Source organism: Azospirillum sp. A29, assembly GCF_042604625.1.
In the GTDB taxonomy this organism is placed as follows: Bacteria; Pseudomonadota; Alphaproteobacteria; order Azospirillales; family Azospirillaceae; genus Azospirillum; species Azospirillum palustre.
The window spans coordinates 114,241-139,393 of the sequence record NZ_CP170469.1 but is presented as its reverse complement, the minus strand read 5'-3'; the positions used below and the strand labels follow the sequence as shown (position 1 = coordinate 139,393).

General features: G+C 68.1%; 24 protein-coding genes and 3 pseudogenes. 11 read left to right on the top strand and 16 right to left on the bottom strand.

What is annotated here, in order from left to right:
- Window positions 1-80: 80 nt before the first annotated feature.
- Window positions 81-584, bottom strand: coding sequence for a hypothetical protein (locus ABNQ38_RS34755; protein ID WP_377811420.1), 504 nt, complete (start codon window positions 582-584; stop codon window positions 81-83).
- Between the two features lie 55 nt (window positions 585-639).
- On the opposite strand from ABNQ38_RS34755, the gene ABNQ38_RS34750 reads away from it, so the two are divergent.
- Window positions 640-1,128 carry a tyrosine-type recombinase/integrase gene (locus ABNQ38_RS34750; protein ID WP_377811419.1) on the top strand — a complete coding sequence of 163 codons (489 nt, stop codon included), beginning with the start codon at window positions 640-642 and terminating at the stop codon, window positions 1,126-1,128.
- A 195-nt stretch (window positions 1,129-1,323) separates the two neighbouring features.
- Here ABNQ38_RS34750 and ABNQ38_RS34745 read toward each other — a convergent pair whose 3' ends face one another.
- Window positions 1,324-1,554 (bottom strand): hypothetical protein, encoded by a 231-nt coding sequence (locus tag ABNQ38_RS34745; protein ID WP_377811418.1) that lies wholly within the window; start codon window positions 1,552-1,554, stop codon window positions 1,324-1,326.
- A gap of 272 nt (window positions 1,555-1,826) precedes the next feature.
- Between ABNQ38_RS34745 and ABNQ38_RS34740 the strand changes: the two are divergent.
- Window positions 1,827-2,793 (top strand): annotated as a pseudogene (locus ABNQ38_RS34740) (IS5 family transposase).
- 312 nt (window positions 2,794-3,105) lie between these two features.
- Here ABNQ38_RS34740 and ABNQ38_RS34735 read toward each other — a convergent pair.
- Window positions 3,106-3,717: pseudogene (locus tag ABNQ38_RS34735) on the bottom strand (recombinase family protein).
- Between the two features lie 333 nt (window positions 3,718-4,050).
- On the opposite strand from ABNQ38_RS34735, the gene ABNQ38_RS34730 reads away from it, so the two are divergent.
- Window positions 4,051-4,449: a hypothetical protein gene (locus ABNQ38_RS34730; RefSeq protein ID WP_377811417.1), complete on the top strand. Its 399-nt coding sequence runs from the start codon at window positions 4,051-4,053 to the stop codon at window positions 4,447-4,449.
- Between the two features lie 32 nt (window positions 4,450-4,481).
- Window positions 4,482-4,983: pseudogene (locus tag ABNQ38_RS34725) on the top strand (IS6 family transposase); the annotation flags it as partial.
- A gap of 107 nt (window positions 4,984-5,090) precedes the next feature.
- Here ABNQ38_RS34725 and ABNQ38_RS34720 read toward each other — a convergent pair.
- The 4 genes from ABNQ38_RS34720 to ABNQ38_RS34705 all read right to left on the bottom strand — a co-directional run bounded on the left by ABNQ38_RS34720 (window position 5,091) and on the right by ABNQ38_RS34705 (window position 7,585).
- Entirely contained in the window at window positions 5,091-5,651 is a 561-nt protein-coding gene (locus tag ABNQ38_RS34720; protein WP_377811416.1) for an ATP-binding cassette domain-containing protein, read from the bottom strand.
- Window positions 5,652-5,717: 66 nt separating this feature from the next.
- A complete protein-coding gene (locus tag ABNQ38_RS34715) occupies window positions 5,718-6,050 on the bottom strand; it encodes a YciI family protein (RefSeq protein WP_377811415.1) in 333 nt (110 codons plus the stop codon).
- 26 nt (window positions 6,051-6,076) lie between these two features.
- Window positions 6,077-6,709, bottom strand: coding sequence for an FMN-dependent NADH-azoreductase (locus tag ABNQ38_RS34710; RefSeq protein WP_377811414.1), 633 nt, complete (start codon window positions 6,707-6,709; stop codon window positions 6,077-6,079).
- Window positions 6,710-6,751: 42 nt separating this feature from the next.
- Window positions 6,752-7,585, bottom strand: coding sequence for an alpha/beta fold hydrolase (locus tag ABNQ38_RS34705; protein WP_377811413.1), 834 nt, complete (start codon window positions 7,583-7,585; stop codon window positions 6,752-6,754).
- A gap of 134 nt (window positions 7,586-7,719) precedes the next feature.
- On the opposite strand from ABNQ38_RS34705, the gene ABNQ38_RS34700 reads away from it, so the two are divergent.
- The gene (locus ABNQ38_RS34700; RefSeq protein ID WP_377811412.1) at window positions 7,720-8,754 is read left to right on the top strand and encodes a GlxA family transcriptional regulator; all 1,035 of its coding nucleotides are present in this window, start codon (window positions 7,720-7,722) and stop codon (window positions 8,752-8,754) included.
- A gap of 103 nt (window positions 8,755-8,857) precedes the next feature.
- On the opposite strand, the gene ABNQ38_RS34695 is transcribed toward ABNQ38_RS34700, so the two are convergent.
- Window positions 8,858-9,211, bottom strand: coding sequence for a response regulator (locus ABNQ38_RS34695; protein ID WP_377811411.1), 354 nt, complete (start codon window positions 9,209-9,211; stop codon window positions 8,858-8,860).
- A 280-nt stretch (window positions 9,212-9,491) separates the two neighbouring features.
- On the bottom strand, window positions 9,492-10,118 hold the full coding sequence (locus ABNQ38_RS34690; RefSeq protein WP_377811410.1) for a response regulator: 627 nt from the start codon (window positions 10,116-10,118) through the stop codon (window positions 9,492-9,494).
- Between the two features lie 323 nt (window positions 10,119-10,441).
- On the opposite strand from ABNQ38_RS34690, the gene ABNQ38_RS34685 reads away from it, so the two are divergent.
- The 5 genes from ABNQ38_RS34685 (at window position 10,442) to ABNQ38_RS34665 (ending at window position 14,401) form a co-directional block, all read left to right on the top strand.
- A complete protein-coding gene (locus ABNQ38_RS34685; protein WP_377811409.1) occupies window positions 10,442-11,119 on the top strand; it encodes a DUF1826 domain-containing protein in 678 nt (225 codons plus the stop codon).
- A gap of 137 nt (window positions 11,120-11,256) precedes the next feature.
- A complete protein-coding gene (locus ABNQ38_RS34680; RefSeq protein WP_377811408.1) occupies window positions 11,257-12,027 on the top strand; it encodes a metal ABC transporter ATP-binding protein in 771 nt (256 codons plus the stop codon).
- On the top strand, window positions 12,024-12,908 hold the full coding sequence (locus ABNQ38_RS34675; protein ID WP_377811407.1) for a metal ABC transporter permease: 885 nt from the start codon (window positions 12,024-12,026) through the stop codon (window positions 12,906-12,908). The genes ABNQ38_RS34680 and ABNQ38_RS34675 overlap by 4 nt, the downstream gene beginning before the upstream one ends.
- A gap of 31 nt (window positions 12,909-12,939) precedes the next feature.
- Window positions 12,940-13,875: a metal ABC transporter solute-binding protein, Zn/Mn family gene (locus tag ABNQ38_RS34670; protein WP_377811406.1), complete on the top strand. Its 936-nt coding sequence runs from the start codon at window positions 12,940-12,942 to the stop codon at window positions 13,873-13,875.
- 109 nt (window positions 13,876-13,984) lie between these two features.
- On the top strand, window positions 13,985-14,401 hold the full coding sequence (locus tag ABNQ38_RS34665; RefSeq protein WP_377811457.1) for a hypothetical protein: 417 nt from the start codon (window positions 13,985-13,987) through the stop codon (window positions 14,399-14,401).
- An 86-nt stretch (window positions 14,402-14,487) separates the two neighbouring features.
- On the opposite strand, the gene ABNQ38_RS34660 is transcribed toward ABNQ38_RS34665, so the two are convergent.
- The 7 genes from ABNQ38_RS34660 to ABNQ38_RS34630 form a co-directional block, all read right to left on the bottom strand.
- On the bottom strand, window positions 14,488-15,933 hold the full coding sequence (locus ABNQ38_RS34660; RefSeq protein ID WP_377811405.1) for an NAD-dependent succinate-semialdehyde dehydrogenase: 1,446 nt from the start codon (window positions 15,931-15,933) through the stop codon (window positions 14,488-14,490).
- Window positions 15,934-15,964: 31 nt separating this feature from the next.
- Window positions 15,965-18,055, bottom strand: coding sequence for a 3-hydroxyacyl-CoA dehydrogenase NAD-binding domain-containing protein (locus ABNQ38_RS34655; protein WP_377811456.1), 2,091 nt, complete (start codon window positions 18,053-18,055; stop codon window positions 15,965-15,967).
- Between the two features lie 17 nt (window positions 18,056-18,072).
- A complete protein-coding gene (locus tag ABNQ38_RS34650; RefSeq protein ID WP_377811404.1) occupies window positions 18,073-19,314 on the bottom strand; it encodes an ABC transporter substrate-binding protein in 1,242 nt (413 codons plus the stop codon).
- Between the two features lie 127 nt (window positions 19,315-19,441).
- Entirely contained in the window at window positions 19,442-20,290 is an 849-nt protein-coding gene (locus ABNQ38_RS34645; protein WP_109049251.1) for an alpha/beta fold hydrolase, read from the bottom strand.
- Window positions 20,290-20,673, bottom strand: a complete 384-nt coding sequence (locus tag ABNQ38_RS34640; protein WP_377811403.1) for a hypothetical protein — start codon at window positions 20,671-20,673, stop codon at window positions 20,290-20,292. Before ABNQ38_RS34640 ends, ABNQ38_RS34645 begins: the two co-directional genes overlap by 1 nt.
- Entirely contained in the window at window positions 20,670-22,835 is a 2,166-nt protein-coding gene (locus ABNQ38_RS34635) for an acetate--CoA ligase family protein (RefSeq protein WP_377811455.1), read from the bottom strand. The genes ABNQ38_RS34640 and ABNQ38_RS34635 overlap by 4 nt, the downstream gene beginning before the upstream one ends.
- A 5-nt stretch (window positions 22,836-22,840) precedes the next feature.
- Window positions 22,841-24,004, bottom strand: coding sequence for an acyl-CoA dehydrogenase family protein (locus ABNQ38_RS34630; RefSeq protein ID WP_377811402.1), 1,164 nt, complete (start codon window positions 24,002-24,004; stop codon window positions 22,841-22,843).
- Between the two features lie 109 nt (window positions 24,005-24,113).
- On the opposite strand from ABNQ38_RS34630, the gene gcvA reads away from it, so the two are divergent.
- Complete coding sequence (gene gcvA / locus ABNQ38_RS34625; RefSeq protein ID WP_377811401.1) at window positions 24,114-25,001, top strand: transcriptional regulator GcvA; 888 nt, start codon at window positions 24,114-24,116, stop codon at window positions 24,999-25,001.
- Window positions 25,002-25,153: the final 152 nt, after the last annotated feature.

The following is a 25,153-nucleotide window of genomic DNA, read 5'->3' as shown; positions in this document are numbered from 1 at the left end:
ATCGAGGCGACGCGGGGCTTAGGGAGGCCCCGCGGCGCCGATGCCTTGGTGGCCGCCTTCCTCGCCAAATCTGGTGAAATTTACAACGGCGTCATGGTGGCTGCCATGCCGCGCACGAGACGATGAACAACATGTCCAATGCGGATCACAACATGCATTTGTCCGAAGAACCGGACTACAATCACCTTCTGCATTCGAATCTGGAGCGTGTCTTCAATGAACGTGATGCCGGGAAGCGCGCGAAAGCCATTGCGGAACTCTTCGTGGCTGAGCCGATCATGTACGAACCGACCAATATCGTAAGAGGGCGTGCGGCCATCTCGGAGGTCGCGGGCACTCTCCTGGAGTAGTTCGGGCCTGCGTTTCGTTTCCAACCGGAGGGCGACGCCGTGGGGCATCACGGCCTCGGGGTGCTGACATGGAAGGCCGGTCCGGCAAATGGTCCGGTTGCCGTCACGGGGAGCGATGTGGCTGAAGTGGTCGACGGAAAGATCGCCAAGCTCTGGGTGCTGCTCAATCCGGCGGAACGCTGAGGTCTCAGGTTGACCGCTCGGCCTGGCCACCACCGAACGGCGGCTGGCCACCCTGGCCGCCCTGCACCGCGCCCGCGGCCTGCCCAGCCCCTCCCTGCATCCCGGGGTGCGCGACCTGCTGCGCCAGGCCCGCTGCGCCTTGGCCGCCCGCGGCATCACCCCCCGGGCCAAGCGGGCCGCCACCCGCGACGAGGTGCTCGGGCCGATGCTCGATGCCCTGTCTGACGACGCCCGCGGTGTGCGCGACCGCGCCATTCTCGCCGTCGCCTTCGCCAGCGGCGGCCGTCGGCGTTCCGAACTGGTGGCGCTGCGCCTGGCCGACGTCACTGCGGCCGGACGCGACTTCACCCTGCGGATCCGGCGCTCGAAGACCGACCAGCAGGGCGCGGGCACCGACGTGCCGGTGAAGCGCGCCGCCGCCGACGCGCTGCGCCGCTGGCTGCGGCTGCTCGCCGACCAGGGCATCAGCGACGGGCGCGACGGCATCCCGCTCGACCTGCTGATGCAGCTCTCCGGCCATAAGAGCCACCGCATCGCCGCCCGCTACTTCCAGACCGGCGCCGTGCACCAAAACCCGGCCGCCGACCTGCTGTAGGTGAGTAGAGAGGCAACCAAACAGCAGCCTGCCAAAACATATAGACAAGAAAAAGGCCGTACCCAAGCAGGTACGGCCTTCAGATTTCGGTTCGGGGAGGACGAGAACCTGAGGTCACCATAGGAATCTCCACGTTAAGGACCTGTGAACAGCACCACAGATCTCCGCATCTACTCCCTTTTTGTAAAACCTTGATCAGAACAGCGGGAGCTGGATGCGCCCGCCATCGTCCGTGTGGGCTTTCGCGGCACGCACAGCAGCGTCCTGAGCGCCGCTCATCGTCCGGGCATTTCCGGAGCGGACCTGCTCACCAGCAACCGTGACGGTCCAGCTCCACAGATCCGGCCCGCGCCAGACCACCGCCAGATCGCAGCCGGACATCCGCATCACCGCGTGCCGTGTCGTCCAGGTGATTGTCGTTGGCATGCCAGCCCTCCACAAGCTCCGGCTTGCTGTACCACAAGACGATCAACGCCAGCGAGTGCCAATCCGGAGCATTTTGAAGAGAACGCGATAGGTGTTTTCCAAACAACTATAAGCATGAACTGAACTGGAACAGTGGCTTATTCGCTGGATTCGCGCGCGACAGTCCGGGAAGCCGACCGTTGGCGGCCGCCTCTGCAATCGTCTGGAAATATCCTTTTCCAACGGGTTTCGTGTAGAAGGGCGGCCCCGTTGCCCTGACTACCGCGCCCGATATGCCCTTCAAGCACAACGCTGCGCCGCCACCGCATTCCCAAGATGCGGTTCACGGCGACGAATTGGTCCTCGTATGAAGCGGGGCTGCGCCGGCGCGGCAGCCTGACCTTCTGGGTCGATGAGGACGCGATCGCCGGCTGGCGGGCCGCTCCACGAACGACACCGGGCGGTCAGGCGCGCTATTCAGACCTCGCGATTGAAACAGCTCTTCTGGTCCGCGTGGTGTTCCACCAGCCGCTGCGCCAGACCGAGGGACTGCTCGGTTCCTTGCTGGAGTTGCTTGGGCTCGATCTACCGGTGCCCGACCACACGACCCTGAGCCGACGGTCCGCGACACTGACGCCGATCCTGCGGGCCGCCCTGCCGGACGGGCCAGTGCACTTGGTCCTCGACAGCACGGGCCTGAAGGTCTTCGGGGCGGGCGAGTGGCTCGCCGACAAGCACGGCGCTCGTGGCCTGCGATCATGGCGCAAGTTGCACCTGTGCGTCGACGCGACCTCCTCGACCATCATTGGTGCGGTCCTGACGACCACCGAGGCCGGAGACGCCTCGCAGGTCGGTCCCTTGCCCGAGCAGACGACCGGCCCGATTACCACGGTGCTGGCGGACGGCGCCTATGACGGGGAGCCGATCTACCAGACCATCGCACAGCACGATCCTGGAACTGTGGTAATGGTCCCGCCGCGCGCTACCGCGGTGCCTAGCAACCAAACCGAGACCGCTCCGACGCAGCGCGACCGCCACATCCAGCGGATCGCCGAAACCGGCCGGATGGGCTGGCAGCGCGAAACCAAGTACGGCCGCCGCTCCAAAGGGGAAACGGCCATGGCGCGCTACAAGGGCATTCTTGGCGGGCACCCCCACGCCCGGACTCTGCCCGCTCAGCAGGCGGAAGCCATGATCGGCGTATCCGCCCTCAACCGCATGTTCGACGCAGGACGCCCCGTGCCGGTGCGCACCGCGTAAGCGGCGGCAGAATGGACGAAAAGACCGGCCGCCCATCGCCATGCACCAACACCTCTCGCACCAGTCCCTGCTCCTTGGCGCGGTCGAGTAGGTTCTTCATCGACGACCGGCTCCAGCGCAGCCCACCGCGCGGCGTGCGCTGTCCCATGCTCTGCAGCCGGCGAGAGATGCCGTCGAGCGTGATGCCGGGCTCCGAACGCGCTAGGCCGGCAACCATCAGCACGAGGTCGTCGCTGTCGATCCGTTTGGGCGCTGTATTGAGAACCTCTTGGCGAACGAGCCCTGCCGCCACCAGCCGGCGCACCGCCCGGATCAGGCTGTTAGGGGTCCAGTGCCCTGCCCTTTCAGCGCCCGCGCCACCTGTTCCCAGGCGGCGGTCGGCCTCAGCGCCTCCACCGTCGGCAGAAAGTCCTGGGCCTGGACGATCACGATCTTGTCCCGCGCCACCTCGCGGCCTCGGTGGGCTTTCTCCAGCGCCGCCGGGTCACGCCGGCGCAGATCGGGATTGCCGGGCTCCTTGCCTTTGGCGACTGCCGCCTTCAGCCCGGCGATCGAGCGTTCGCGGATCAGCGCCCGTTCCAGTTCGGCGGCGGCCCCCAAAACCTGGAGAGCGAATCATCCTTGGGGGCTGGTGGTGTCGATCGGGTCACCCAGCGACTTGAAGGCAATGCCCAGCTGCCCCAGCCCGTCGATCACCTCCAGCAGGTGGAACAGCGATCGCGCCAGCCGGTCGATGCGCGCCACCACCAGCGTGTCACCTTTCTTTAGGCTGGCAAACGCCTTGGCCAGCACCGGGCGGTCGCGGTCGCCGCCCGAGGCGTGCTCCTCGAAGATGACCGAGCAGTCGGCCTGCTTGAGAGCGAGGATCTGCAAGCCCGTGGACTGCTCCTCGGTGGAGACGCGGGCGTAGGCGAAGAGGGTCATCTGGGTGTCCTGCGGCTGCCGGGTTGTGGGAGCTGACTGGGCCTTTGTACAGAATATAAGTCGATTTCATCCACCCGGATGAGAGTGGACGCACAAAGGTGATCGATGGGCATCCGGCAACATCGCTTGTCGGATGTAATCCGCCGACGTGGGCTCGAGCGCCGCAGCGTCCAGGCCGCGCGCGACCGACGGCACGGGCAGACGCCGGCAAACCCAAGGATTTCCAGGACGTTCTTGCTCCCGGCCGCCGCCGTGCGCCCGCGGCTCTTTGTCCTTGTAGAGAGAATTCACCATTATGAAGCAAACTGTTATATTGCTTCCATGAGGCAGGCCGTGGCGGACATGAAAGGATTGACTACACGTGGGTTTTCCGCCCTCAAAAACGCCGACCCAGCCGTCCGCGCCGCCGCTCTCGAGCGCGCTGTGCTGGCAGTCGCCCGCCTCGACGCCACCCTCGACGGTCATCCGCTGCTCCCCGCCTGGCAGCATTGGGTACGCCTGGAGGCGGTGCGTGCCCACGCCGGCCTCGACGGCCACCGCGTCGACCCGCAGCGCCTCGCCGCCGTCCTCGAGGGGCTGCGCCTGCGTGCGCCGGATACGGCAGCCCAGCACGAACGCGGCGCCGACCTCGATGCGCTGAGTCACGCCCTGCGTCTCTACGGCCTGATGCTCGCCGTCGGCGATCCCCGCTCGGCGCGCGAGCTCGACGAGGTACCGTCAAGTTCGGGCTAGCAGGGGTGCCTGGGTGACGGTATAGGGCCGGCATGACGACGCGCCCCGACCCGATGTACGCCGGCTACCGCTTCCCTGCCGAGGTGATCAGCTACGCGGTGTACCTGTACTTCCGCTTTCCGCTGAGCCTTCGGATGGTCGAGGAGATGCTGGGGCTGCGTGGTGTCACGGTCAGCCATGAAACCGTGCGCCAATGGGGCCTGAAGTTCGGCCGGGAGATCGCCACCCGCATCCGGCAACGGCGCCTTGCGCGCAGCGACAAGTGGCATTTGGATGAAGTCGTGATCAGCATCGCTGGTAGCGAGGCACTACCTGTGGCGGGCGGTCGACCAAGACGGCTTTGTTCTCGACGTGCTCGTGCAAAGTCGGCGCGACACGCAGGCGGCCAAGCGTCTGCTGCGCAAGCTGTTGAAGAAGCAGGGCCGGGCGCCGCGGGTGCTGATCACCGATAATCTGAAGTCCTACGCAGCCGCCAAGAAGGCCCTGAAGCTGCGCTGCGAGCACCGCCAGCATAAGGGCCTCAACAACCGCGCCGCGATCACCTTACCGCCTCCGAATACCGCGCCGCCCGCGTCCAGGCCTTCGCTGACTGGGCCGAGGTCGCCGGTGCGCCGCTGGCCGACTGAGGCACCGGCATCTGCCTATCCATGGCCGAACGGGGCCAGCCACCATGTCGGTGCCAACGAGTTGACGGTGCCCGGGCTGGGGTTGCACAGGTCGGTGACGGTGACGGTGCCGTCCTCCAGCGGTTCCGCACCGATCAGGCAGCGCAGCAGCCTGCTCTTCCCTGCCCCGTTGACACCGCTGAGATGGAAACGCCGCCCCGCCGGCACCATCATCGCAAGCCGGTCGAACAAGGGCGTGCCGTCGCCGCGTGGAACCCGCAGCCCTTCGGCATGCAGGACCGGCGCCTCCGCCGCGCTCCTGCCCCTCTCGCCGGGAACGGGCTCGTCGGGAACGGCCGGTGCCACGCGTCCGGCCGGGGCCGGCATGTGCAGATGGACGGCGGGCAGGCCGGGCAGCCGGTCCGGCCGGTGTTCGCTGACCAGCAGGATGCGCCCCATGGCGAGCCGCCGGCGGATGACGGAACGCAGCATCTGCACCCCGGCATCGTCCAGCAGGGCGAAGGGCTCGTCGAGCAGCAGCACCGCCGGATCGGCTGCCAGGGCGGCGGCAATGGCGAGGCGGTGGCGCTCTCCCATCGACAGCGTCTCGATCCGACCGCCGACATGCTGTCACCCTTCGCCGTCGGACGGCAGGACGTCACGTCACGATAGTCCCTGGGGTGCGGCGGCGAAGGCTTTGGCGGCGGGCGCCCATTGCTCCGGAAAGCCTGCGGCGCGCAGCGCCGGATCGCAGGCCTGAATGTCGAAACTCGCGACCTTGTGGCGATCGAAGGGATCTTCCGCGATCATGCCCATGATCTCCGACACATCCTGGGCATGGGCGAGAACGAAGCCGCCATCTCCCTGCCGGAGCGGGCCGGCGGCGAGGATCGTCCCCGCCATGATGTAACGGACAAGCCACTCCTTGTGGGCGTCGAGATGCTCTTTGACGTCCTCAAGCGGGCGGATGTAGGAAACCGTGATTGAAAACAACATGATCCGAACTCCGTTCCCGTGTTTGGCTATGCGGTGGCCGGGTGCAGGCCGGCGATGACGCCGGCAATCGCCGCCTTGGCACGTTGGAGCCCTTCGGCACGCACCGTTTCGCCCTTCGAAGCGCCCTCGGCCCTGACGACATGGACGTCGGTGATGCCGAGGAACCCGAAATAGGCGCGCAGATAGCTTTCCTGGAAATCCATGCGGGCCAGCGGTCCGTCGGTGTAGAAGCCGCCGCGGGCCGAAACGACGATGACCTGCTTGCCGCCGGCCAGACCGACCGGACCCTTTTCCGTGTATTTGAAGGTCCGTCCCGCCTGGGCGATCCGGTCCATCCAGGCCTTCAACTGGCTGGGTACGGAGAAGTTGTACATCGGAGCGCCGATCACCAGCAGGTCGCTGGCCAGGAACTCCGCCACCAGCGTTTCGGACACACGGTGCTCTGCCAGGGTGGCGTCATCGAAGCCGTCGACGCCGGTCGGTCGGAATCCGGCGGCGATTGCACCGTCCAGATGGCGGAGTCCATCCGCCACTACGTCGCGGCGTGTGACCTCGGCCGCTGGGTGGCGGGTGCGGATTTCGTCGATCACCGCGGCCGACACGTCCCTGGTCAGGGACGCGCCGCCCAGAATGCTGGAATCGATGTGCAGGATCTTCATGTGAACCTCGTCTTTGACGGAACTCCGTCCGACCTGCGGGGGCTATCGCCCCGCTTCCCGGGCGGCCTGATCGATCAGCCGCGCCACCCGATCCGGGTGGGACAGCAGGGACATGTGGCTGGAGGCGATGGACACGGTCTTCGCGCCGATGCGCTGCGCGATGGCCTGCTGCACGGCGGGGGGCAGCGCCCGATCCTGGGTCGTCCGCAGATACCAGCTCGGTTTCCCGCGCCAAGCCGCGTTCTGAATCCTGTCCGCGAAGCCGGCCGCCGCGATGGGCTGCTGGATCGACGCCAGCGCGCGCGCTTTTTCCATCGGCAGGTCCGCCGCCATGACCTGATGGAAGCGCCCGGGATCGTCCAGCCAGATCAGCCCGTCGGCATCCGGCATGAAGCCGCCCATCGGTGCTCCCAGCCTTTGCAACAGATCGGCCACCGACTCGCCGCTGTCCGGGGCCAGGGCGGAGAGATAGACCAGAGCCTTGACGTTGGCGGCATTGCCCGCCTGGGTGATGACGCCGCCGCCCCAGGAGTGGCCGACCAGCAGAACGCCGCCGGCCTGCCGCCGCAGGACCTTTTCGGTGGCCGACACGTCGTCGGCCAGCGAGGTCAGCGGGTTCTGCACGGCGGTGACATGGTAGCCCATGACCTGCAACCGGGCGATGACCGGCAGCCAGCTCGACCCGTCCGCAAACGCGCCATGCACCAGCACGATGTTGCGCAGGGCGGGAGCGGTCGCTGCCATTGCGGTCTGGCTTCCAGCCAGCGCGAGCGTCAACCCGAGCGCCGCGGCGAGGCGCCGCAGCCAAGGCGGCGCCGCGCCGGTTCGTTCCGGTCCGGGGGAGGGAGAATGGCGGATGTCGCTGGAGGGCTTCATGATCGGGCCGGGCGATGCGGGAGATGGGAAAATCCTATCGCCGCCCTGCCGAGGTCATAAGATGGCAAACTGGACAGAGTTCGTGCAAAACTCGCCAAAACGGCAGGGAGCCGCCGAGAAGCGGGAAACAGCTCATGCGTATTGCGATCCTTGCCGTCGACGGCAGCCTGCTATCGGCAATCGCCGGCCTGTCCGATCTTTTCTGGATCACCAACCAGTCACTCCGCGCGCCGCCCGAAGGGGTTGCCGCCGGCCTGCCGGACCGGGCCGACCCCCTGTTCACAATCGCCATCGTCAGCGCGGACGGCAAGCCCCTGCGCGATCCGCAGGGCAGGCTGATCTCTGTCGACGGTGCCTTCCGGGATCTTGACCGGTGCGATGCGGCCCTTGCCACCGGCATGGCTCTCGGTGCGGACCGGCTGCCGCCTGCATCCGCCTCGATCACGCAGGGTGCCGCATGGATGAGGACATGCCACCGGCAGGGCGCGCTGGTCGGCGCGGCCTGCGCCGGCACCTTCGTGCTGGGCGAGGCGGGTCTGCTCGATGGCAGGCGCTGCACGACCACCTGGTGGCTGCACCATGCCTTCAAGCGGCGATTTCCCAAGGCACGCCCAGTCTGGGGCACGGCGTTGGAGGAGCAGGACGGCATCGTCACCACCGGCGGGCCGCTGTCCTGGGTCGATCTCGGACTGCATGTCATCAGGCGTCTGGCGGGCGCCGAGATTGCCAAGCTGGCTGCCGACATCTCGGTCGCCGACAGCCTGCCGTTGCCGCAGATGATCTATGCCCCGCGCGGCTTCATCAACACCACCGATCCGTTGCTTTTGCGCGCCGAGCAGATCATTCGCCATGCCAGCCCCGGATTGACGGCGGAGGGACTGGCGCAGGCCCTGGGCTTGAGCGGACGAACCCTGCACCGGAGACTGAAGGAGCTGACCGACGAGTCACCCAAGGAATTCATCACCCGGGTGAGGATCGAAACGGCCTGCGTCCTGCTCGAAACGCCGGGGGCCAGCGTCAAGCAGGTCGCCCTTGCCTGCGGTTATGGCGAGGAGAGCGTCTTCCGGAGGGCTTTCGTCCAGCTCACTGGGATGACGCCGGCCGATTACCGGCGCTGGTCGGCCGGCAGGACGGCGGACAACGCAGCTTCCCGCACGGCTTCCATCTGAAGGACGAAGGCTCCGGACAGGCTTGCGGTTCGTCATTGGATTTGCGGTTCCAAGATGAAGCACGAAGACCTGCCCGGTCGGCGATGACCATCGAAGCGGCGTGTCAGTTTGGGCAATGCTCAGTGAAAGCCCGGATGATCGCCGACTCGCCATAGGGCTTGGCGATCATCGGACGGTGGCGGTGTGCCGGGGGAAGCGCGTCCACACCGTAACTGGTGGTGAAGAGGAAGGGCGTGCCGGCCGCCGCCAGACGGTCCGCCACCGGATCGATCGACTCGCCACGCAGGTTGACGTCCAGAAATGCAATGTCGACGTGATGTCCCGCAATCGCCGTCAACGCCTTTCCGATTGAGCCGACCGGATCGAGGCAGGTTGCACCGCGGTCGGTGAGCAGATCCTCCAGATCCATCGCGGTCAGGATCTCATCCTCGACGATCAGGACCGTGAGGCCGGCCAAGGACCGTTCGGCCCGAGCCGCTTCCCGTCCTGCCATTTTGGCTGGAACTGCCATGTTCCCGCGAGCCGAGCGAAATAAAGTGTGACTCATGGTACGGATCGCCCGCTCTGTGCCCGGTTGCCCAGCTTATCGCCGGTCCTCCATAACAGACCCGGCGGCTATACCGGTCAATTCACGCATACAGAATATCCGCAAACAGGCCGGATGGATGCGATGCCTACGCCGAAAGGGCGGACTCCCGGCGGCAGACGGCCCGCTGCGCGCAGCCACGGATCCGGCATCAGGAAGCGGAGCCGGCTTCACCGGACAACAGCGCGGTAATGGTCGGCGCCATCGCGGTCACCTCGTAGGGTTTGCGCATGACCACCAGCCGCCCCGGCTCCGGCCGTGGAAGATGCTCGCTGAACCCGCTCACCACGATGATCGGCAGATCCGGACGCCGCTCCCGGATGGCTCGGATCAGGGCCGCGCCATCCATCACCGGCATGCGCATGTCGGTGATCAGGATGTCGGCCGGATCGTCGACGTCGGCCTCGACCGCTTCCACACCGTTGCAGGCGACCGTGACCCGGTATCCTTCGGACTCCAGGACGAAGGCCATGGCCAAGGCAACCAGAGTCTCGTCCTCGGCGATCAGGACATGGGGCATGGCGCTCATCAGGATCACTCCCCCGTCTGCGGACGATGGTCGCAGCAGAGCGTCGATTACCTCGGCATCGCTGTAGGGCTTGGTGATCACCGGACGATGACGATGCGCCTTGGGGCGGGCGTCTTCGCCATAGCCGGTGGTGAAGAGGAAAGGGATTCCGATGGCAGACAAGCGGTCGGCCACCGGATCGATCCGCGCCCCACGCAGGTTGATGTCGACCAGCGCAATGTCGAAGCGGCGCGTTGCAATCGTTTCCAACGCACTGCCGAGATTGGATAGCCGTCGCCACGGCCACCCTGTTGCAAAACAAAGTCCGCAATTATGGGGAATGAATACATATTTTATGCAAAATCATGATTTCCGGACCCGGCAGCTGTTCCGCGCCGATATCCCGCTGCTGCTGGAAGCGGCAGGACTGCCTGGCCGGCCGCGCGTCCGGCCGAACCCGTCTTCTCCATGACCTTCCGACCTCCGGCATTCCGCACGGTCAGGCTTTCAGGGCCGGGCGAAGCAAGAGCGCGCTTGCAATATATGTAATGATATAACATTACTGTTCCATCGTCGTTTTCCGCCGAGGCCGCATGCAAAGCCTGCCCAATTCTCCGGCCCCCGTCACCATGCGGCCGGCCGCCGGTCCGACGGGACATGGCCAGCCCGCCCGGTGCCGTACTGCCAACGCCTTATCGGTCATCCGGCGCTCCGACGTTAACTTGGCTGTCTGGCACCGCCGGTTGCCGGCCGGGATCTCCGGACAGTGCGCCCAGCTTGCGGAACAGGACTGGCCGTCCTTCCAACTCGCGACGACATCGGATGAGGTGACCGCCGATCTGGCCGCCGCCCTGCCGTCGCGCTGGAACGCGGGGCCGCTGTTCGACGACATCGTCCATCTGGTGACGGTGTATGCGGGCATCCTCGGATGCACTGCGATCCGGCTTCGCCTGGACAGCATGTCCGGTGACGGCTGCCGGTTTTTCCATGTCGATCATGTCGGCCTCCGCCTGCTCTGCACCTACCGGGGTGCCGGCACGCAGTGGCTGCCCGATGGGGCGGTCACCCGCCCGGCGCTGGGCCGTGGCGACAACGATGCCGTGCTGTCCGATCCGCGCCGCATCCGGATGCTCCATGCCGGCCATGTCGCCCTGCTGAAGGGAGAGGCATGGCCCGGCAACCGCGGGCGCGGTCTCGTCCATCGCTCGCCGCCGGCCGACCCGTCCGGTGCGCGTCGCCTGCTGCTCTGCCTGGACCATAATGATCACTGACCGCTCCCGCTCGCCGTTGGCCGCCTCCGCGCTGAGCCGGATCGCCGCGGCCGCTCTTCTGTGCGCCCTCCTGTGGCTGACGGTCGCCTGGGCACTGAATTGGGCGCTGGATTGGCCATTGGACTGGACGATCTGACATGGCATCCACCATCGCTGACGCACTGCCGAATCCGCTGATCCGCCTGACCGACCTCACTCTGGGATACCGGCGTCATCCGGCGGTCCACCACCTGTCCGGCGGCTTCCGCGAGGGTTCGCTCACCGCCGTGGTCGGCCCGAACGGTGCCGGCAAGAGCACCCTGCTCAAGGCAATCGTCGGCGCGTTGCGCCCCCTCGATGGCCGGGTGACGCTGCACGGACTGACCGCCGCCGACATTGCCTATCTGCCGCAGCAGGCCGAGATCGAACGCGATTTTCCCATCGATGTGCTCGACACCGTCCTGCTCGGACATTGGCGGCGCGTCGGTCTGTTCCGCTCCATCGGGCCTGCCCTGACGCGGCAGGCTGGGGAGGCGCTGGCCGCTGTCGGCCTGTCCGGCTTCGAGCGGCGCCCCATCGCCGCCCTGTCGGCCGGCCAGTTCCAGCGCGTGCTGTTCGCCCGCCTGCTGCTGCAGGACGCCCGCCTGATCCTGCTCGACGAGCCCTTCACCGCCATCGATGCCAGGACGACCGCCGATCTGCTCGAGGTCGTGCGGCGCTGGCATGGCGAACGGCGGACCGTGGTCGCCGTGCTGCACGACCTGGAGCAGGTCCGCAGCCATTTCCCCGACACGCTTCTGCTGGCGCGCGAGCCGGTCGCCTGGGGCCGAACCACCGACGCGCTGGCTCCCGCCAACCTCGTCCGCGCCCGTGCGATGGCGGAATCCTGGGACGACAAGGCCGCGCTTTGCCGGAGGTCGGCATCATGACCCTCTATGACTTCGCCGCCGCCCCCTTCCTGGAGTTCGGCTTCATGCGGCGGGCGCTCGCCGCCTGTCTGGCGCTGTCGCTCGGGTGCGGACCGGTGGGGGTTCTGCTGGTGCTGCGGCGGATGAGCCTGATGGGCGACGCCATGTCCCATGCCGTTCTGCCCGGCGCCGCCATCGGCTTTCTCGCCGCCGGCCTGTCCTTGTGGGCGATGAGCATCGGCGGCTTTCTCGCCGGGCTGGCGGTGGCGCTGCTCGCCGGGCTGGTGTCGCGGGTCACGGCGTTGCGCGAAGACGCCAGCTTCGCCGCCTTCTACCTGATCTCGCTGGCCGGCGGGGTGCTGATCGTCTCGCTGCGCGGCAGCAACGTCGACCTGATGCATGTGCTGTTCGGCACCATCCTGGCGGTGGACGATGCCGGTTTGCTGCTGGTCGCCGGCATCGCCACCGTCACGCTGCTGACGCTGGCCCTGCTCTACCGCCCGCTCGTCGTGGAATGCTTCGATCCCGGCTTCCTGCGCGCGGTCGGCGGCATAGGGGGACGGCTGGGCGCGCTGTGCCACCTCGTCTTCCTGGTGCTGGTGGTCCTCAACCTCGTCGGCGGCTTCCAGGCGCTGGGCACGCTGATGGCGGTGGGTCTGATGATGCTGCCGGCCGCCTCGGCGCGCTTCTGGGCCGAGGGCATCGCCACGCTGGCGCTGACTGCCATGGCGCTCGCCTTCGCGTCCGGCATCGGCGGGCTGCTGCTGTCCTTCCACCTCAATCTGCCGTCCGGGCCGTCCATCGTCCTGGTCGCCGGGGCCGGCTACCTGCTGTCGCTGGCGCTGGGGCCGGTCGGCAGCCTGCGGACGCGCTGGTTTCCCGGCCGGCATCTGGAGGCCTGATGTCCGTGCTTCTTTCCAAGGAGACTTCCCGATGAAACGTTCATTCGCCGCTTCCCTGGCGATGGCGATGGCGCTTTTCGCGCTTCCCGCCATGGCCGAACCGGTGAAGGTGGTCGCCACCTTCACCATTCTCGGCGACATGGTCCGCCAGATCGGCGGCGACGAGGTCGCGGTGACGACGCTGGTCGGCCCCGACGGCGACGCCCATGTCTATGAGCCGACACCCGCCGATGCGCGTGCACTCGGCACCGCCAAGCTTGTCGTCGTCAACGGCCTGGGCATGGAGGGCTGGATCGACAGGCTGGTCAAGGCGTCCGGCTACAAGGGCCCGGTCACCGTCACCAGCACAGGCGTCAAGCCCATCGCCGGCGAGGAGGAGCATGACGAGGCCGGCCATGAGGGCCAAGGCCACGATCACGGCCACGATCACGGCGCCCACGACCCGCACGCCTGGCAGTCGGTCGCCAACGCCAGGATCTATGCCGACAACATCCTCAAGGGCCTTGTCGCCGCCGCTCCCGACAAGGCCGCCGCCCTGCGCGCCAACCACGCCGCGTTCAAGGCGAAGCTCGACGCGGTGGAGTCGGAGATCAAGGCCGCGCTGAAGCCGATCCCGCGCAAGGGCCGCAAGATCGTCACCTCGCACGATGCCTTCGGCTATTACGGCAAGGCTTACGGCGTCACCTTCCTCGCCCCTGTCGGCATGTCCACCGAATCCGAGGCGGCGGCCGGCGACATCGCCAAGCTGATCCGCCAGATCAAGATGGAGAAGATCAAGGCGGTCTTCGTCGAGAACATTGCCGATCCGCGCCTGCTGGAGCAGATCACACGGGAGACCGGTGCGCGCATCGGCGGACGGGTCTATTCCGATGCGCTGTCGGCGGCGGACGGCCCGGCGGCGACCTACGTCGACATGATGCGCCACAATCTGGCCCAGTTCACGAGGGCGCTGGCGCCTGCCTCCTGACGGCATGGCGGGACGGGGCGGGCATTGCCCTCGTCCCGGCCCGCTTTATTGAGGCGCGGGACCGCTCCCGTTCGGGGGCAAGCGCGTAACGGGCGGCGCGGCGGGCGGCATCGGCGGCGGCGGCGATGACGCCGAGCTGCTTGTAATAGTCCCATTTGCCCTTGGAGTCCGCCGGGGTCTTCACCTCGAACAGGTACATGTCGCGCAACACCCGGCCATCCTCGCGAATGCGGCCGCTCAGGACTGCGCCGTCGTCGGGGGGCAGGACGACATCCTCGGCGAGGAGATCAAGGCGGTGATCGTTCCCCGTCCCGGCTTCGACCCGCGGGACCTGCCGGCTTTCCTGACCGGCCGCATCCCGGCCTTCATGATTCCGCGCTTCGTCGAGATGCGGACGGAAATCCCGAAGACCGCCACACAGAAGGTGCAGCGTCACCTGCTGCAGGATCATCCCGGCGACGTCGTGGACCTGGGAAGGCACAAGGCCGATACCCCTGCGACGCCCCCAATGTTGCCAACCGCCTGACACAACGGCGGATCCCAACGGCGTTTCACGACGGCGGATCGAGCCCGCAAACCTGTCGCACGGACGCGCCGATGTTTCCTGGCCGATCAGAGGGGGGCCTGGCTGACGAACTTCACCTGTTCGAAGGCCTGGAACCCCTCGGTGCCGCCTTCCAGTCCGATGCCGCTGTCCTTGATGCCGCCGAAGGGCGTTTCCGGGTGCGACACCACCCAATGGTTCACCACGACATTGCCGCATTCGATCTCCGCCGCGAGCCGGTCGGCGAGCGCAAGATCCCGTGTGAAGACGTAGGACGCCAGCCCGAGCGACAGGCGGTTCGCCAATGCCACCGCTTCGTCGGTATCGCGGAAGGAGGCAACCAGCGCCAGCGGCCCGAACGGCTCTTCGCTGGCCGCCCGGCAGGCGTCGGTGACACCGGTCAGCACCGTCGGACGATAGAAGAAGCCGGGCCGGTCGATGCGGGCACCGCCGGCCGCCACCGTCGCGCCATTCCGCCGGGCATCCTCCACCAGCGCCTCGACCGCCGCCAATCGGCGGGCGTTCTGCACCGGACCCATCTGCGTCGCGCTGTCGAAGGGATCGCCGACACGGATCGCCGATGCCGCTTCGGCGAAGGCGGCGGCGAAGCGGTCATGGATCGAGTGATGCACATAGAAGCGGGTCGGCGACGTGCAGATCTGCCCGGAACTGCGGAACTTGGCGGCGGCCGCACCGCGGGCCACCGCCTCGACGTCCACGTCGGGAAAGACCAGCACCGGGGCGTGGCCGCCCAGTTCGAAGACGCCGCGCTTCATTGTCCGCGTCGCCAGGGCGGCCAGATGCTTGCCGACGGGGATCGAGCCGGTGAAGGACACCATGCGGATGGCTTCCGCCTCCATCAGCCGCTCGGCCACCGCACCGGGATTGCCGAACAGCATGTTGGCAACACCGGCGGGCAGACCGGCTTCGGCCAGCGCACGGGCAATGAAGAGGGCGGACGCCGGCGTCCCTTCCGACGGCTTGATCACGATGGAGCAGCCCGCCCCCAGCGCGCCCGCGATCTTGCGCGCCGGCGTGATCGCCGGGGCGTTCCAGCCGCTGAAGGCCGCCACCGGCCCGACGGGCTCGCGCAGCGCCATCAGCCGGTGGCCCGGCGTGCGGGGCGGAATGATCCGACCATAGGACCGGCGGCATTCCTCCGCGGCCCAGTCGAACATGCCGGCCGCCGTCTCGACCTCGCGCACCGCCTCGACGACCGGCTTGCCCAGCTCAAGCGCGATCAGGGCGGCGAAGCTGCCGGCGTCCGCCCGCATCAGGTCGGCCGTGCGGCGCAACAGCGCCGACCGCTCGACCGCGCTGGTCCGCCGCCAGAGCCGGAAGCCATCGGCCGCCGCCGCGACCGCCGCATCCACGTCGCCGGCACCGGCGTGGGGCAGCAGTCCGAGCGTCGCGCCGGTCGCGGGGTCGATCACCGGTTCGCCGGTCCGGCCTCCGGCCTCGATCCAGCGCCCACCGATCCACAGGCGAAGGTCAGGATAGGCGGTGTTCGTCATCGTCGCCTCTATACAGCCAAGTTCGATGGACTCAGGCGGCGCGGAGCACGCCCGGATCGCAGAGCCGGAAACCCGGTCCGCTGAGGTCTCCCAGCCGCGCAAGCCCGGCTGCGAGCCATGCCGGATCCTGGCGGCCGGCCCAGAACAGCGGCCCGCCCTCCCAGGCCGGGAAGCCATAGCCGTTGACCAGCACGAGGTCGATGTCCGACGCGCGGGCGGCAACCCCCTCCGACAACAGACAGGCGGCTTCGTTGACCATGGTCAGCAGCACGCGGGTGACGATCTCCTCGTCGGAAACTGCAGCGCGGGCGATGCCCTTGGCGGCCGACGCCGCTTCGATCAGCGCGGTCACCTCCGGGTCCGGTTCGCCCCGCTTCGCGCCGGACGGATAGCGGTAATAGCCGGCGCCGGTCTTGCGGCCGAACCGTCCGGCCTCGCACAGCCGGTCGGGAATCTCGACGTAACGGGCCGCAGGATCACGGGTCGCGGCCTGCTGCCGGCGCATCCGCCAGGCAATGTCCAGCCCCGACAGGTCGGCCACCGCGAACGGACCCATGGCGAAGCCGAACCGCTCCAGCGCCGCGTCGACATCCGCCGGAAGCGACCCTTCCTCGATCAGGAACTCGCATTGGCGGCGGTAAGCGGCATAGATGCGATTGCCGATGAAGCCGAAGGCGTTCCCCGCCACCACCGGGAGCTTGCCGAGCCGCTTCGCCAGAGCGATGCCGGTCGCCAGAACGTCGGGCGCGGTCTTCGCCCCGCGGACCACTTCCAGCAGACGCATGACGTTGGCCGGGCTGAAGAAATGCAGACCCACCACATCCTGCGGACGAACGGTCGCCGCCGCGATGGCGTCGAGATCCAGATAGGAGGTGTTCGACGCCAGCACCGTCCCCGGCGCCAGCACGGCATCCAGCCGGCGGAAAAGGTCCTGCTTGACGGTGAGATCCTCGAACACCGCCTCGATCACCAGATCGGCGGTGGCGAGCGCCACCATGCTGGTGGTGGGATCGAGCGCCGCGAGCCGCTTCCCAGCCTCCCCGGCGCTCATCTTCCCGCCATCCACCCGGCGGGCATAGTGGTCGCGCAGCCGGGCCATCCCGCACTCCAGCGCTTGCGCGTCGCGTTCCAGCAGCGTCACCGGCAGACCGGAATCCAGCGCGGCGATGACGATGCCGGTCCCCATCGTGCCGGCGCCGATCACGCCGATCCGCTCCAGCCGCCGCGCCGCCACGCCCTCCAACTCGGGAAGGCGCGCCGAATCCCGCTCGGCGAAGAACAGATGGCGGCGGGCGAAGGCTTCCGTCTCCAGGCGCAGCCGTTGGAAAACCGCACGCTCCTCCGCCAGCGCTTCGTCCAGCGGCCGCTCGGCCGCGGCGCGGACGGCCCGGATCGCTTCCACCACCGGAGGACGCCCGCGGCCGGCGCGCAGGGCGGCGCTGGCCGCGGCCTCGATGCGCTCGGCCCGCTCGGCCGGGACGCCGCGGTCGGCCACCCGATTCTTGGCCCCGGCGAGACCCCGCGCATGGGCGATGGCCAATGCCCGCAAGGACTGCGCGCCATCCCCCTCCGCCACCGCCCCCTCCACCACCGCGTCGACCAGCCCGAGCGCCAGCGCGTCGGCGGCGGACACCCGCCGGCCTTCGCAGATCAGACCGATGGCGGTGGAGGCGCCGACCAGACGCGGCAGGCGCTGGGTGCCTCCGGCGCCGGGGATCATGCCCAGCGTCACCTCCGGCAAACCCACCCGCGTGCCGGATGCCGCGACGCGGGCATCGCAGCCCAGCGCCAGCTCGAACCCGCCGCCCAGCGCCGCCCCATGCAGGGCGGCGACCACAGGCTTTGCGCAGGCCTCGATGGCGGCGATGACGGCGGGAAGCTGCGGCTCCTCCAGCGGCTGGCCGAACTCGCGCAGGTCGGAGCCGGCGATGAAGGTCTTGCCGGCGCCGATCAGCACCGCCGCCTCCAGATCGGGATCGGCCGCGACCGTCGCGACGGCGTCGAGCAGCCCGCGCCGCACGGCGGTGGACCCGGCGTTGACCGGCGGGTTGTCGATGACGATCACCGCCACCCCGCCGTCGCGCTCCAGCCGGACCGTTCCGCCGGACCGGTCGCCGAGCATTTTGGCCGGCCTGCCGGTCACTTCGCCACCAGCGGGCAGCCGCCCTGGTCCATCGGACGGAAGGCCTTGTCGCCGGGCACCGTCTCCAGGACCTTGTAATAGTCCCAGGGGCCCTTGGACTCCGACGGCTTCTTCACCTGCATCAGGTACATGTCGCGGATCACCCGCCCGTCGGGACGGATGGAGCCGTTTTTGGTGTAGAAGTCGTCGATCGGAGTCTTGCGCATCTGTTCGGCCACCCTGGTGGCGTCGTCGCTGTCGATGGCCTGGATCGCCTTCAGATAATGGGTGACGGCGCCATAGACCGCCGCCTGCAAACCGCCGGGCGCCCGGCCGTTGAAACGCTCCATGAACCGCTTGCTCCAGGCCCGCGTCTCGTCGTTCATGTCCCAATAGAAGCTTTCGGCGAAGGTCAGGCCCTGTGCGCTCTCCAGCCCCAGGGCATGGATGTCGGGCAAATTGACCAGCAGCGCCGCCATCGTCTTGCCGCCGGCGGTGATGCCGAACTCGTTCGCCTGCTTGACGGCATTGATCATGTCGGCCCCGGCATTCGCCAGCCCGACCACGGTGGCCGTCGATGCCTGCGCCTGCAGCAGATAGGAGGAGAAGTCAGCGCTGTTGAGCGGCGCCCGCACCGCCCCGACCACCGTGCCGCCGTTGGCCTTGACCACACGGGTCGCCTCGCCTTCCAGAGCGTGGCCGAAGCTGTAGTCGGCGGTCAGGAAATACCAGTCCTTCAACCCGCGCTTGACCAGCGCGGTGGTGGCGACGGTCGGCAGGGCGTAGTTGTCGTAGGCCCAATGCACGCCGACGGGCGAGCAGGCCTTGCCGGTCAGGTCCGGCGTACCGGGGCCGGTCGCCAGGAACATGCGGTTCTTCTCGCGCGAGAGCCCCTGCACCGACAGGGCCACGGCGGACGACACCACCTCGGTGATCGCATCGACGCCCTCGACGTCATACCAGCGCCGGGCGATGCCCGAGCCTACGTCCGCCTTGTTCTGGTGGTCGGCCGAGACGATCTCGATCACGGCGCCATTGACCTTGCCGCCGAAATCCTCCGCCGCCATCTGGGCGGCCAGCACGGCTCCGGCGCCGACATTGTCGGAATAGGGACCGGACATGTCGGTCAGGACGCCGATCTTCACCGTCTTGCCGGAAATCTCGGCCGCCGCCCCGCCGGCCAGTCCGATGGTCAGTGCCGCGACGGCCGTGGCGGTCAGCGCCCGCAGACCGGGCACCCGAACAGTGATAGCGCGCATGATTGGTCCCTCCCCAGGGAACTGTGGGCCGCCGCCTTCGTTGCGGGCGGCGGCCGGTTGTTGTCGAAGCGCCGGCAATCGGCCGGCAATCGGCCGGCGATGTGGATGCCTGCCGTCGGAGCGGGGCTCAGCGGTGGGCGATCTCGCTCAGGACCGGCAGCAGATGGACGACGAAGCCTTCCGGGTCCTCGCTCATCGGGAAATGGCCCAGCCCCGGCATGATCGATACGGTGGCGCCGGGGATGCAGGCGGCGGTCTCCAGCGTGTCGGCCGGAGAGCAGGAATAGTCGTATTCGCCGGTCAGCAGATAGAGCGGGCAGCGGCTGGTGTCGATCTCGCTCAGCCGATGGCGGATGTCGCCATCCACCTTGTAGAAATAGAGGTCGCCCTTGAAGATGCCCGGACCGCCCTGCATGTAGTGCCACACCGTTTCCCAGCGGTGGGCATCGGGCGCGTTCGGCCCGACCAGCCCGGCGGCGATGGCGGCACAGACCTCCCCGCCATGCACGTCCGGATGATGCAGCCAGGTCGTGTCGTAATAGGGATGGACGTGGGCCGAGGATTGCAGCCCGATGATGGCGCGGAACTCCTCGGCATGCTCCATCGCCAGATGCAGCGCGATGCGCCCGCCGATGGAACAGCCCATCGCCACCGGCCGGTCCAGCTCCAGCGCCCGGCAGACGGTCAGGATGATGTCGGTGTAGTCGGCGCTGGTCAGCTGGTAGTCGCCGTCCTGCCAGCCGGCGGGCGGCGAGGATTTGCCGTGCCAGGGCAGGTCGAAGGCGATGACACGGAAATCGCGGGTGATGCGCGGGTCGTTCAGGATGCCGCGGAACTGGCGGCCGTCCGAACCGGCGGTGTGCAGGCAGACCAGCGGAATGCCCTGCCCCGCCTCTTCGAAATAGATCCGGTGTTCGCGGCCTTTGTAATCCAGCCGCATGTAACGCCCGGTGATGGATTCGATCGTCGCACGCATCAGGCGGTTTCCTTCGGGCTGCGCAGGCTGGCCATCACGTCCTTGATGTAGAGGAGGTTGGCCATGAAGGGTTGCAGGTTGCCGGACAGGGTCAGGTCGCCTCGCCGCAGCAGGGCGAACAGGTCGTGGAAGCCCGGCGGCGGCAGCGGCTGCCAGAAGCGCTCCAGCGCATCGACCGGACAGGACAGGCCGAAGGTCCAGGACGGCATGACGAACGGACCCTTGCGAACCTCGGCGATCCGCCCGCGGTCGATGGAGATCAGATAGGCGTCGGCGCCGATGTCCAGCCGCATCGCCGCGGTCAGGAAACGGCCGCGATGGACGAGCCGTTCATTGGCGTTCACAAGCTCCGGCAGTGAGAGCACATCCGGCCTGGACATCATCGGTTCCTCCCGGAACGTGTTTCGGTGTCGTCTTCTTGGGATTGGGCGGGCACATCCGCCGTTGCGAGTTGGACCAGCGCGTCGACCGCCACCGCCCCCTGCCCGTCGGCCATCACCATCAGCGGGTTGATCTCCGCCTCCAGCACGGTCACGTCGTCCAGCACGGCAAGGCGGGAGACGGCGACCAGCGCATCGGCGACGGCGCCGAGGTCGCCCGCGGTCCGGCCGCGATAACCGGCCAGGGCCTGGAGCGCCTTCACCTCGCCGATCATCTCCAGCGCGGTGGCCCGGTCCACCGGAGCCAGCCGCAGGGCACGGTCGCGGTAGATCTCGGTCAGCACGCCACCGGCGGCCAGCATCACCACCGGCCCGGCCTGGGGGTCGCGGCGCAGACCGACCAGCACCTCGCCCACGCCTCGGGTCATCGGCTGGACCAGGATCCTGCGCACGCCCACCCCCGGCCGCGCGGCCTCGACCCGGTCGCGGATCGCCGCCATGGCGGTCGACAGCGCGCCGGCATCGGCGATGTTCAGCGCCACGCCGCCGACATCGGTCTTGTGGGCGATGTCCGGGTGCAGGACCTTGGCGACCACCGGATAGGCGAAGGGAAGCTCCGGCACCGGTTCGCCGACCGTCAGCACCGCGACCGGCGCATGGGGAACGCCGACGCGGGCGAAGAGACGGTAGGCCTCGGCCTCGTCGACGGTCCGCCCGGCACCCGATCCGGCTCCCGGCGCAACCGATGGCAACAGGGTCGCCAATTCGGGGCGGGGAACCCGGCGGTTGAACGCGGCGGCGATCACGTCGCCGCAGGATTCCGGCGCGCGGAAACAGGGCACCCCGGCGGCGCTCAGGCGCAACAGCGCTTCCGGCGCCTCCGGCACGATGAAGGCGGCCAGCGGTTTGTCATGCTCCCGCGCGCTGTCGATCACCGGCGCCACCGCCAGATCGGGCTGGAAGCGGGCGGAGGAACCGACCGTCGCCAGCACCAGATCGAATTCCGGCGCGGTCTGCATCACCCCCAGCGCGGCCTTCATTACGTCGTAGCGGGTGCCGGCAAGCGTCAGATCGACCAGCCGCCCCTCCCCTGCCACGATCCCGACCTCGGCAAGGCGGCGTACGGTGTCCGGGCTGGGGGCGGCGACCCGCACGCCGCGGATGGCAAGCTGGTCGATGGCCATGGCCGCACCGCCGCCGGTGGTGGTGACGACGCCGACAGCAGGGTGCCGCACCGATTTCACCGGCATCCGGTTGAGCAGCGGCATGATCTCCAGCAGCCCGTCGAAGGATTCCACCCGCGCGATTCCGCAATCGCGCAGGAAGGTGTCGGCGACGTCATCCTCCCCGGCCAGCGCGCCGGTGTGGGAGACCGCCAGTTCCGCCGCCTCCGCCGAACGGCCCAGCTTGTAGGCCGCCACCGGCTTGCCGCGCTCCGCCGCCGCCAAGGCGAAGCGGCGGAGCGTGTCGGCGTTGCGCATCGATTCCAAAAACAGCAGATAGCCGCCGATCTTCGGATCGTCGAGCGTCGCCTCGCAGATCTCGCCGACCGACAAATCCACCTCGCCGCCAACCGACACCAGCCCTGCGAAACCGACGCCGCGCGCCTTGCCGCGCGACAGCATCGCACCGATCAGGCTTCCGCTGTGCGAGGCGACGAACACCCCGCCTTCCGGCAGGTCGGGTTCGGCGAAGGCGGCATTTGCGGTCAGCACCAGCCGCTCATGCACATTGACCACGCCGATGCTGGAGGGACCCAGCACGCGCACGCCATAGGACCGGCCGATCTCGGCCAGCCGCTTTTCCCGCTCGATGCCGGCGCCGCCCGCCTCGGAGAAACCGCCGGCCAGGATGGTCGCGACCGGGACGCCCAGCCGCCCGCACTCCTCCAGCGCGGCAATCGCCGCATCGGTGCCGGTCAGGATGAAGGCATGATCCGGCCGTGCCGGCAGGGCCGACAGCGATGCGAAGGCCGGCTCGCCCTGCACGGTGGCGCGGGTGGGGTTGACGCTGTAGACCTCGCCGCCATATCCGGCACGGCGCAGGAAGCGCAGCGGACGGGCGGCGGTCTTCGCGATGTCGTCCGACACCCCGACCAGCGCCACCGTGCGCGGCCGCAGCAGGGCCTCGGCCAGGGCGGAGCCGGTGCAGCCCTTAAGGGCGATGCCGCTCACGACCGGCTCTCCCGCGGTGGGCGCTGATCGAAGCGGCGCTCGAACAGCTCTTCGGCGATGCGGTTCTTCAAAATCTCGATGGAGCCGCCGGCGATCATCCAGCCGCGCGTCCGCTTCACGCAATATTCGACCAGCGCTTCCTGGCTGTAGCCGGTGCCGCCCATGATCTGCAGGGCCTCGTTGGCGACCTCGAAACCGGCAAGGTTGCAGGCCAGCTTGGCGATGGAGGTCTCATAGGCCGACGGCAGGCCGTTGTCGGCATTGGTGGCGGCGCGGTAGAGCAGCAGCTGCGCGCCCTCCAGCTTCAACGCCATGTCGGCGAATTTCCATTGCAGACCCTGGAATTCGCACAAGGGGCGGCCGAACTGGATCCGCGTCTCCGCATGCGCCTTGGCCAGGTTGAAGGCATGGCGGCCCAGCGCCAGCGCCCGCGATGCGTTGCCGATGCGCTCCACGTTGAAGCCGGCGATCTGCTTCTTGAAACCGCCCGGCCCCAGCAGGACATTCGCCTTGGGAATGCGGCAGTCCTCGAAATAGAGCTGGCACCATTCCTCTCCGCTCATGAAGGCGGAGGGCTGGCCGACGGCGAAGCCGGGGGTGCCGCGTTCGATCAGCACCGAACCGATGCCGCCGACGCCGGGGGCGAAGCGGACATAGATCAGGAACAGCGTCGCTTCCGGGCTGTGGGTGGAAAAGACCTTCGACCCATTGATGACATAATGGTCGCCATCCTCGCGGGCGCTGGTCTTCAGATCGGTGACGGCCGATCCGGCATCCGGTTCGCTCATGCCCAGCGCCAGCAGCTTGCGTCCGCCGAGCAGGTCGCCCAGCCAGCGCTCCTTCTGCTCGGGGCTGGCATATTCGGCGAAAGTGCGGATCGGCCCGAAATTGCCCGCCTGGACGACGTCGGCGCTCTTGGGGCAGACCAGTGCCAACTCCTGAATGGCGATCACCGCGTCCATCAGCGTGCCGCCGACGCCGCCATCCTCCTCGCGGATGGTGATGCCCAGCAGCCCCATCTCCGACAGTTTCGCGGCCACGTCCCAGGGAAAGGCCGGGGAATGGGCGCGCTTCAGCGCGTCGGCGGCCAGCTCGGCGCGGGCAAAGCGGCGCACGGAGTCGGCGAAGGCGCGCTGTTCCTGGTTGAGTTGAAAGTCCATGGCTCCGACGGGGCTATCGATTTGCGTTACGGACAATCAATCGCATTGACGGACAAGCGGCAAATTCCTAGTTGTTGGGCATATATAACCTTATGTAATGGACCGTGATTTGCGCCAGGTTCCCCCGCTCAATCCGCTCCACGTCTTCGAATGCGCGGCACGGCACGGCAGCTTCACCAAGGCGGCGGAGGAACTGAGCGTCACCCAGCCGGCGGTCAGCCGGCAGGTCGCCCTGCTGGAGGATTACCTGGGGGTCCGGCTGTTCCACCGCGAGACCCGCGGCCTGACCCTGACCAGCGAGGGCAAGCGCTACGCGGCGCAGATCGCACCGGCCTTCCGCTGCATCGCCGAGGCGACGTCCGAACTGGTGTCCGCTCGTGCCGCCGCTCCCCTGAAGTTACAGGTCTATGCGACCTTCATGGCGAAATGGCTGATGCGGCGCCTTCCGCAGTTGCAGACCAACCACCCCGATCTGCGGCTGCGCACCCGGACGGCGGTGGCGCCGGTCGACTTCGCCCGCGACAACGTCGACGCGGCGATCCAGCTCGGCACCGGCGACTGGCAGGGCATGGACTCGGTCTTTCTGTTTTCCGACGAAATCCTGCCGGTGTGCAGCCCCGCCCTGCTGGCCGGCGGCCCGCCGGTGAAGGCGCCGGCCGATCTGCTGCGCTACCCGCTGCTGCATTCCCACTACCGGCGGCGGGACTGGCCGGACTGGCTGGAGGCGGCCGGCGTGACGATGGCGGAGACGCAGGAGCCGCTGATGTTCCCCAGCTCGCTGCTGACCTATCAGGCCGCCCTGGACGGCCTGGGCATCGCCATGGGCCAACCCGCCATGCTGGAAACCGAGCTGCGCAGCGGCAGCCTGGTCTGTCCAATCGACCGGCCCCTGCGCCGCGACCTCGGCTATTATTTCGTGGTGCCGCCCAATCACCAGGACCGCGCCCGCATCGCGAAGGTGCGCAACTGGCTGCTGGAGCAAGTGGCGGCCGGCTGAAACGCGGCGCCGCATACATTACCTCAGGTTATGCCCCGGCAAGTTTATGTCAGTTGCCGCAGTCCGACGGACTTCCGATAGTCGGGGACACGGCCGGCCGCATCCATCGCTGCCGCGACCGGCCACCATCCTCCTGCCCAACACAGTGCCCG

Excerpts from the sequence above, each read along its gene's own strand:
- ABNQ38_RS34640 (WP_377811403.1), bottom strand. The coding sequence starts at position 20,673 with ATGATGTCCAGGCCGGATGTGCTCTCACTGCCGGAGCTTGTGAACGCC.
- ABNQ38_RS34700 (WP_377811412.1), top strand. The coding sequence starts at position 7,720 with ATGCGTATTGCGATCCTTGCCGTCGACGGCAGCCTGCTATCGGCAATC.
- ABNQ38_RS34745 (WP_377811418.1), bottom strand. The coding sequence starts at position 1,554 with ATGCCAACGACAATCACCTGGACGACACGGCACGCGGTGATGCGGATG.
- ABNQ38_RS34675 (WP_377811407.1), top strand. The coding sequence starts at position 12,024 with ATGACCCTCTATGACTTCGCCGCCGCCCCCTTCCTGGAGTTCGGCTTC.
- ABNQ38_RS34715 (WP_377811415.1), bottom strand. The coding sequence starts at position 6,050 with ATGTTGTTTTCAATCACGGTTTCCTACATCCGCCCGCTTGAGGACGTC.
- ABNQ38_RS34710 (WP_377811414.1), bottom strand. The coding sequence starts at position 6,709 with ATGAAGATCCTGCACATCGATTCCAGCATTCTGGGCGGCGCGTCCCTG.
- ABNQ38_RS34660 (WP_377811405.1), bottom strand. The coding sequence starts at position 15,933 with ATGACGAACACCGCCTATCCTGACCTTCGCCTGTGGATCGGTGGGCGC.
- ABNQ38_RS34705 (WP_377811413.1), bottom strand. The coding sequence starts at position 7,585 with ATGAAGCCCTCCAGCGACATCCGCCATTCTCCCTCCCCCGGACCGGAA.
- ABNQ38_RS34655 (WP_377811456.1), bottom strand. The coding sequence starts at position 18,055 with ATGCTCGGCGACCGGTCCGGCGGAACGGTCCGGCTGGAGCGCGACGGC.
- ABNQ38_RS34670 (WP_377811406.1), top strand. The coding sequence starts at position 12,940 with ATGAAACGTTCATTCGCCGCTTCCCTGGCGATGGCGATGGCGCTTTTC.
- ABNQ38_RS34680 (WP_377811408.1), top strand. The coding sequence starts at position 11,257 with ATGGCATCCACCATCGCTGACGCACTGCCGAATCCGCTGATCCGCCTG.
- ABNQ38_RS34645 (WP_109049251.1), bottom strand. The coding sequence starts at position 20,290 with ATGCGTGCGACGATCGAATCCATCACCGGGCGTTACATGCGGCTGGAT.
- ABNQ38_RS34720 (WP_377811416.1), bottom strand. The coding sequence starts at position 5,651 with ATGGGAGAGCGCCACCGCCTCGCCATTGCCGCCGCCCTGGCAGCCGAT.
- ABNQ38_RS34650 (WP_377811404.1), bottom strand. The coding sequence starts at position 19,314 with ATGCGCGCTATCACTGTTCGGGTGCCCGGTCTGCGGGCGCTGACCGCC.
- ABNQ38_RS34630 (WP_377811402.1), bottom strand. The coding sequence starts at position 24,004 with ATGGACTTTCAACTCAACCAGGAACAGCGCGCCTTCGCCGACTCCGTG.
- ABNQ38_RS34685 (WP_377811409.1), top strand. The coding sequence starts at position 10,442 with ATGCAAAGCCTGCCCAATTCTCCGGCCCCCGTCACCATGCGGCCGGCC.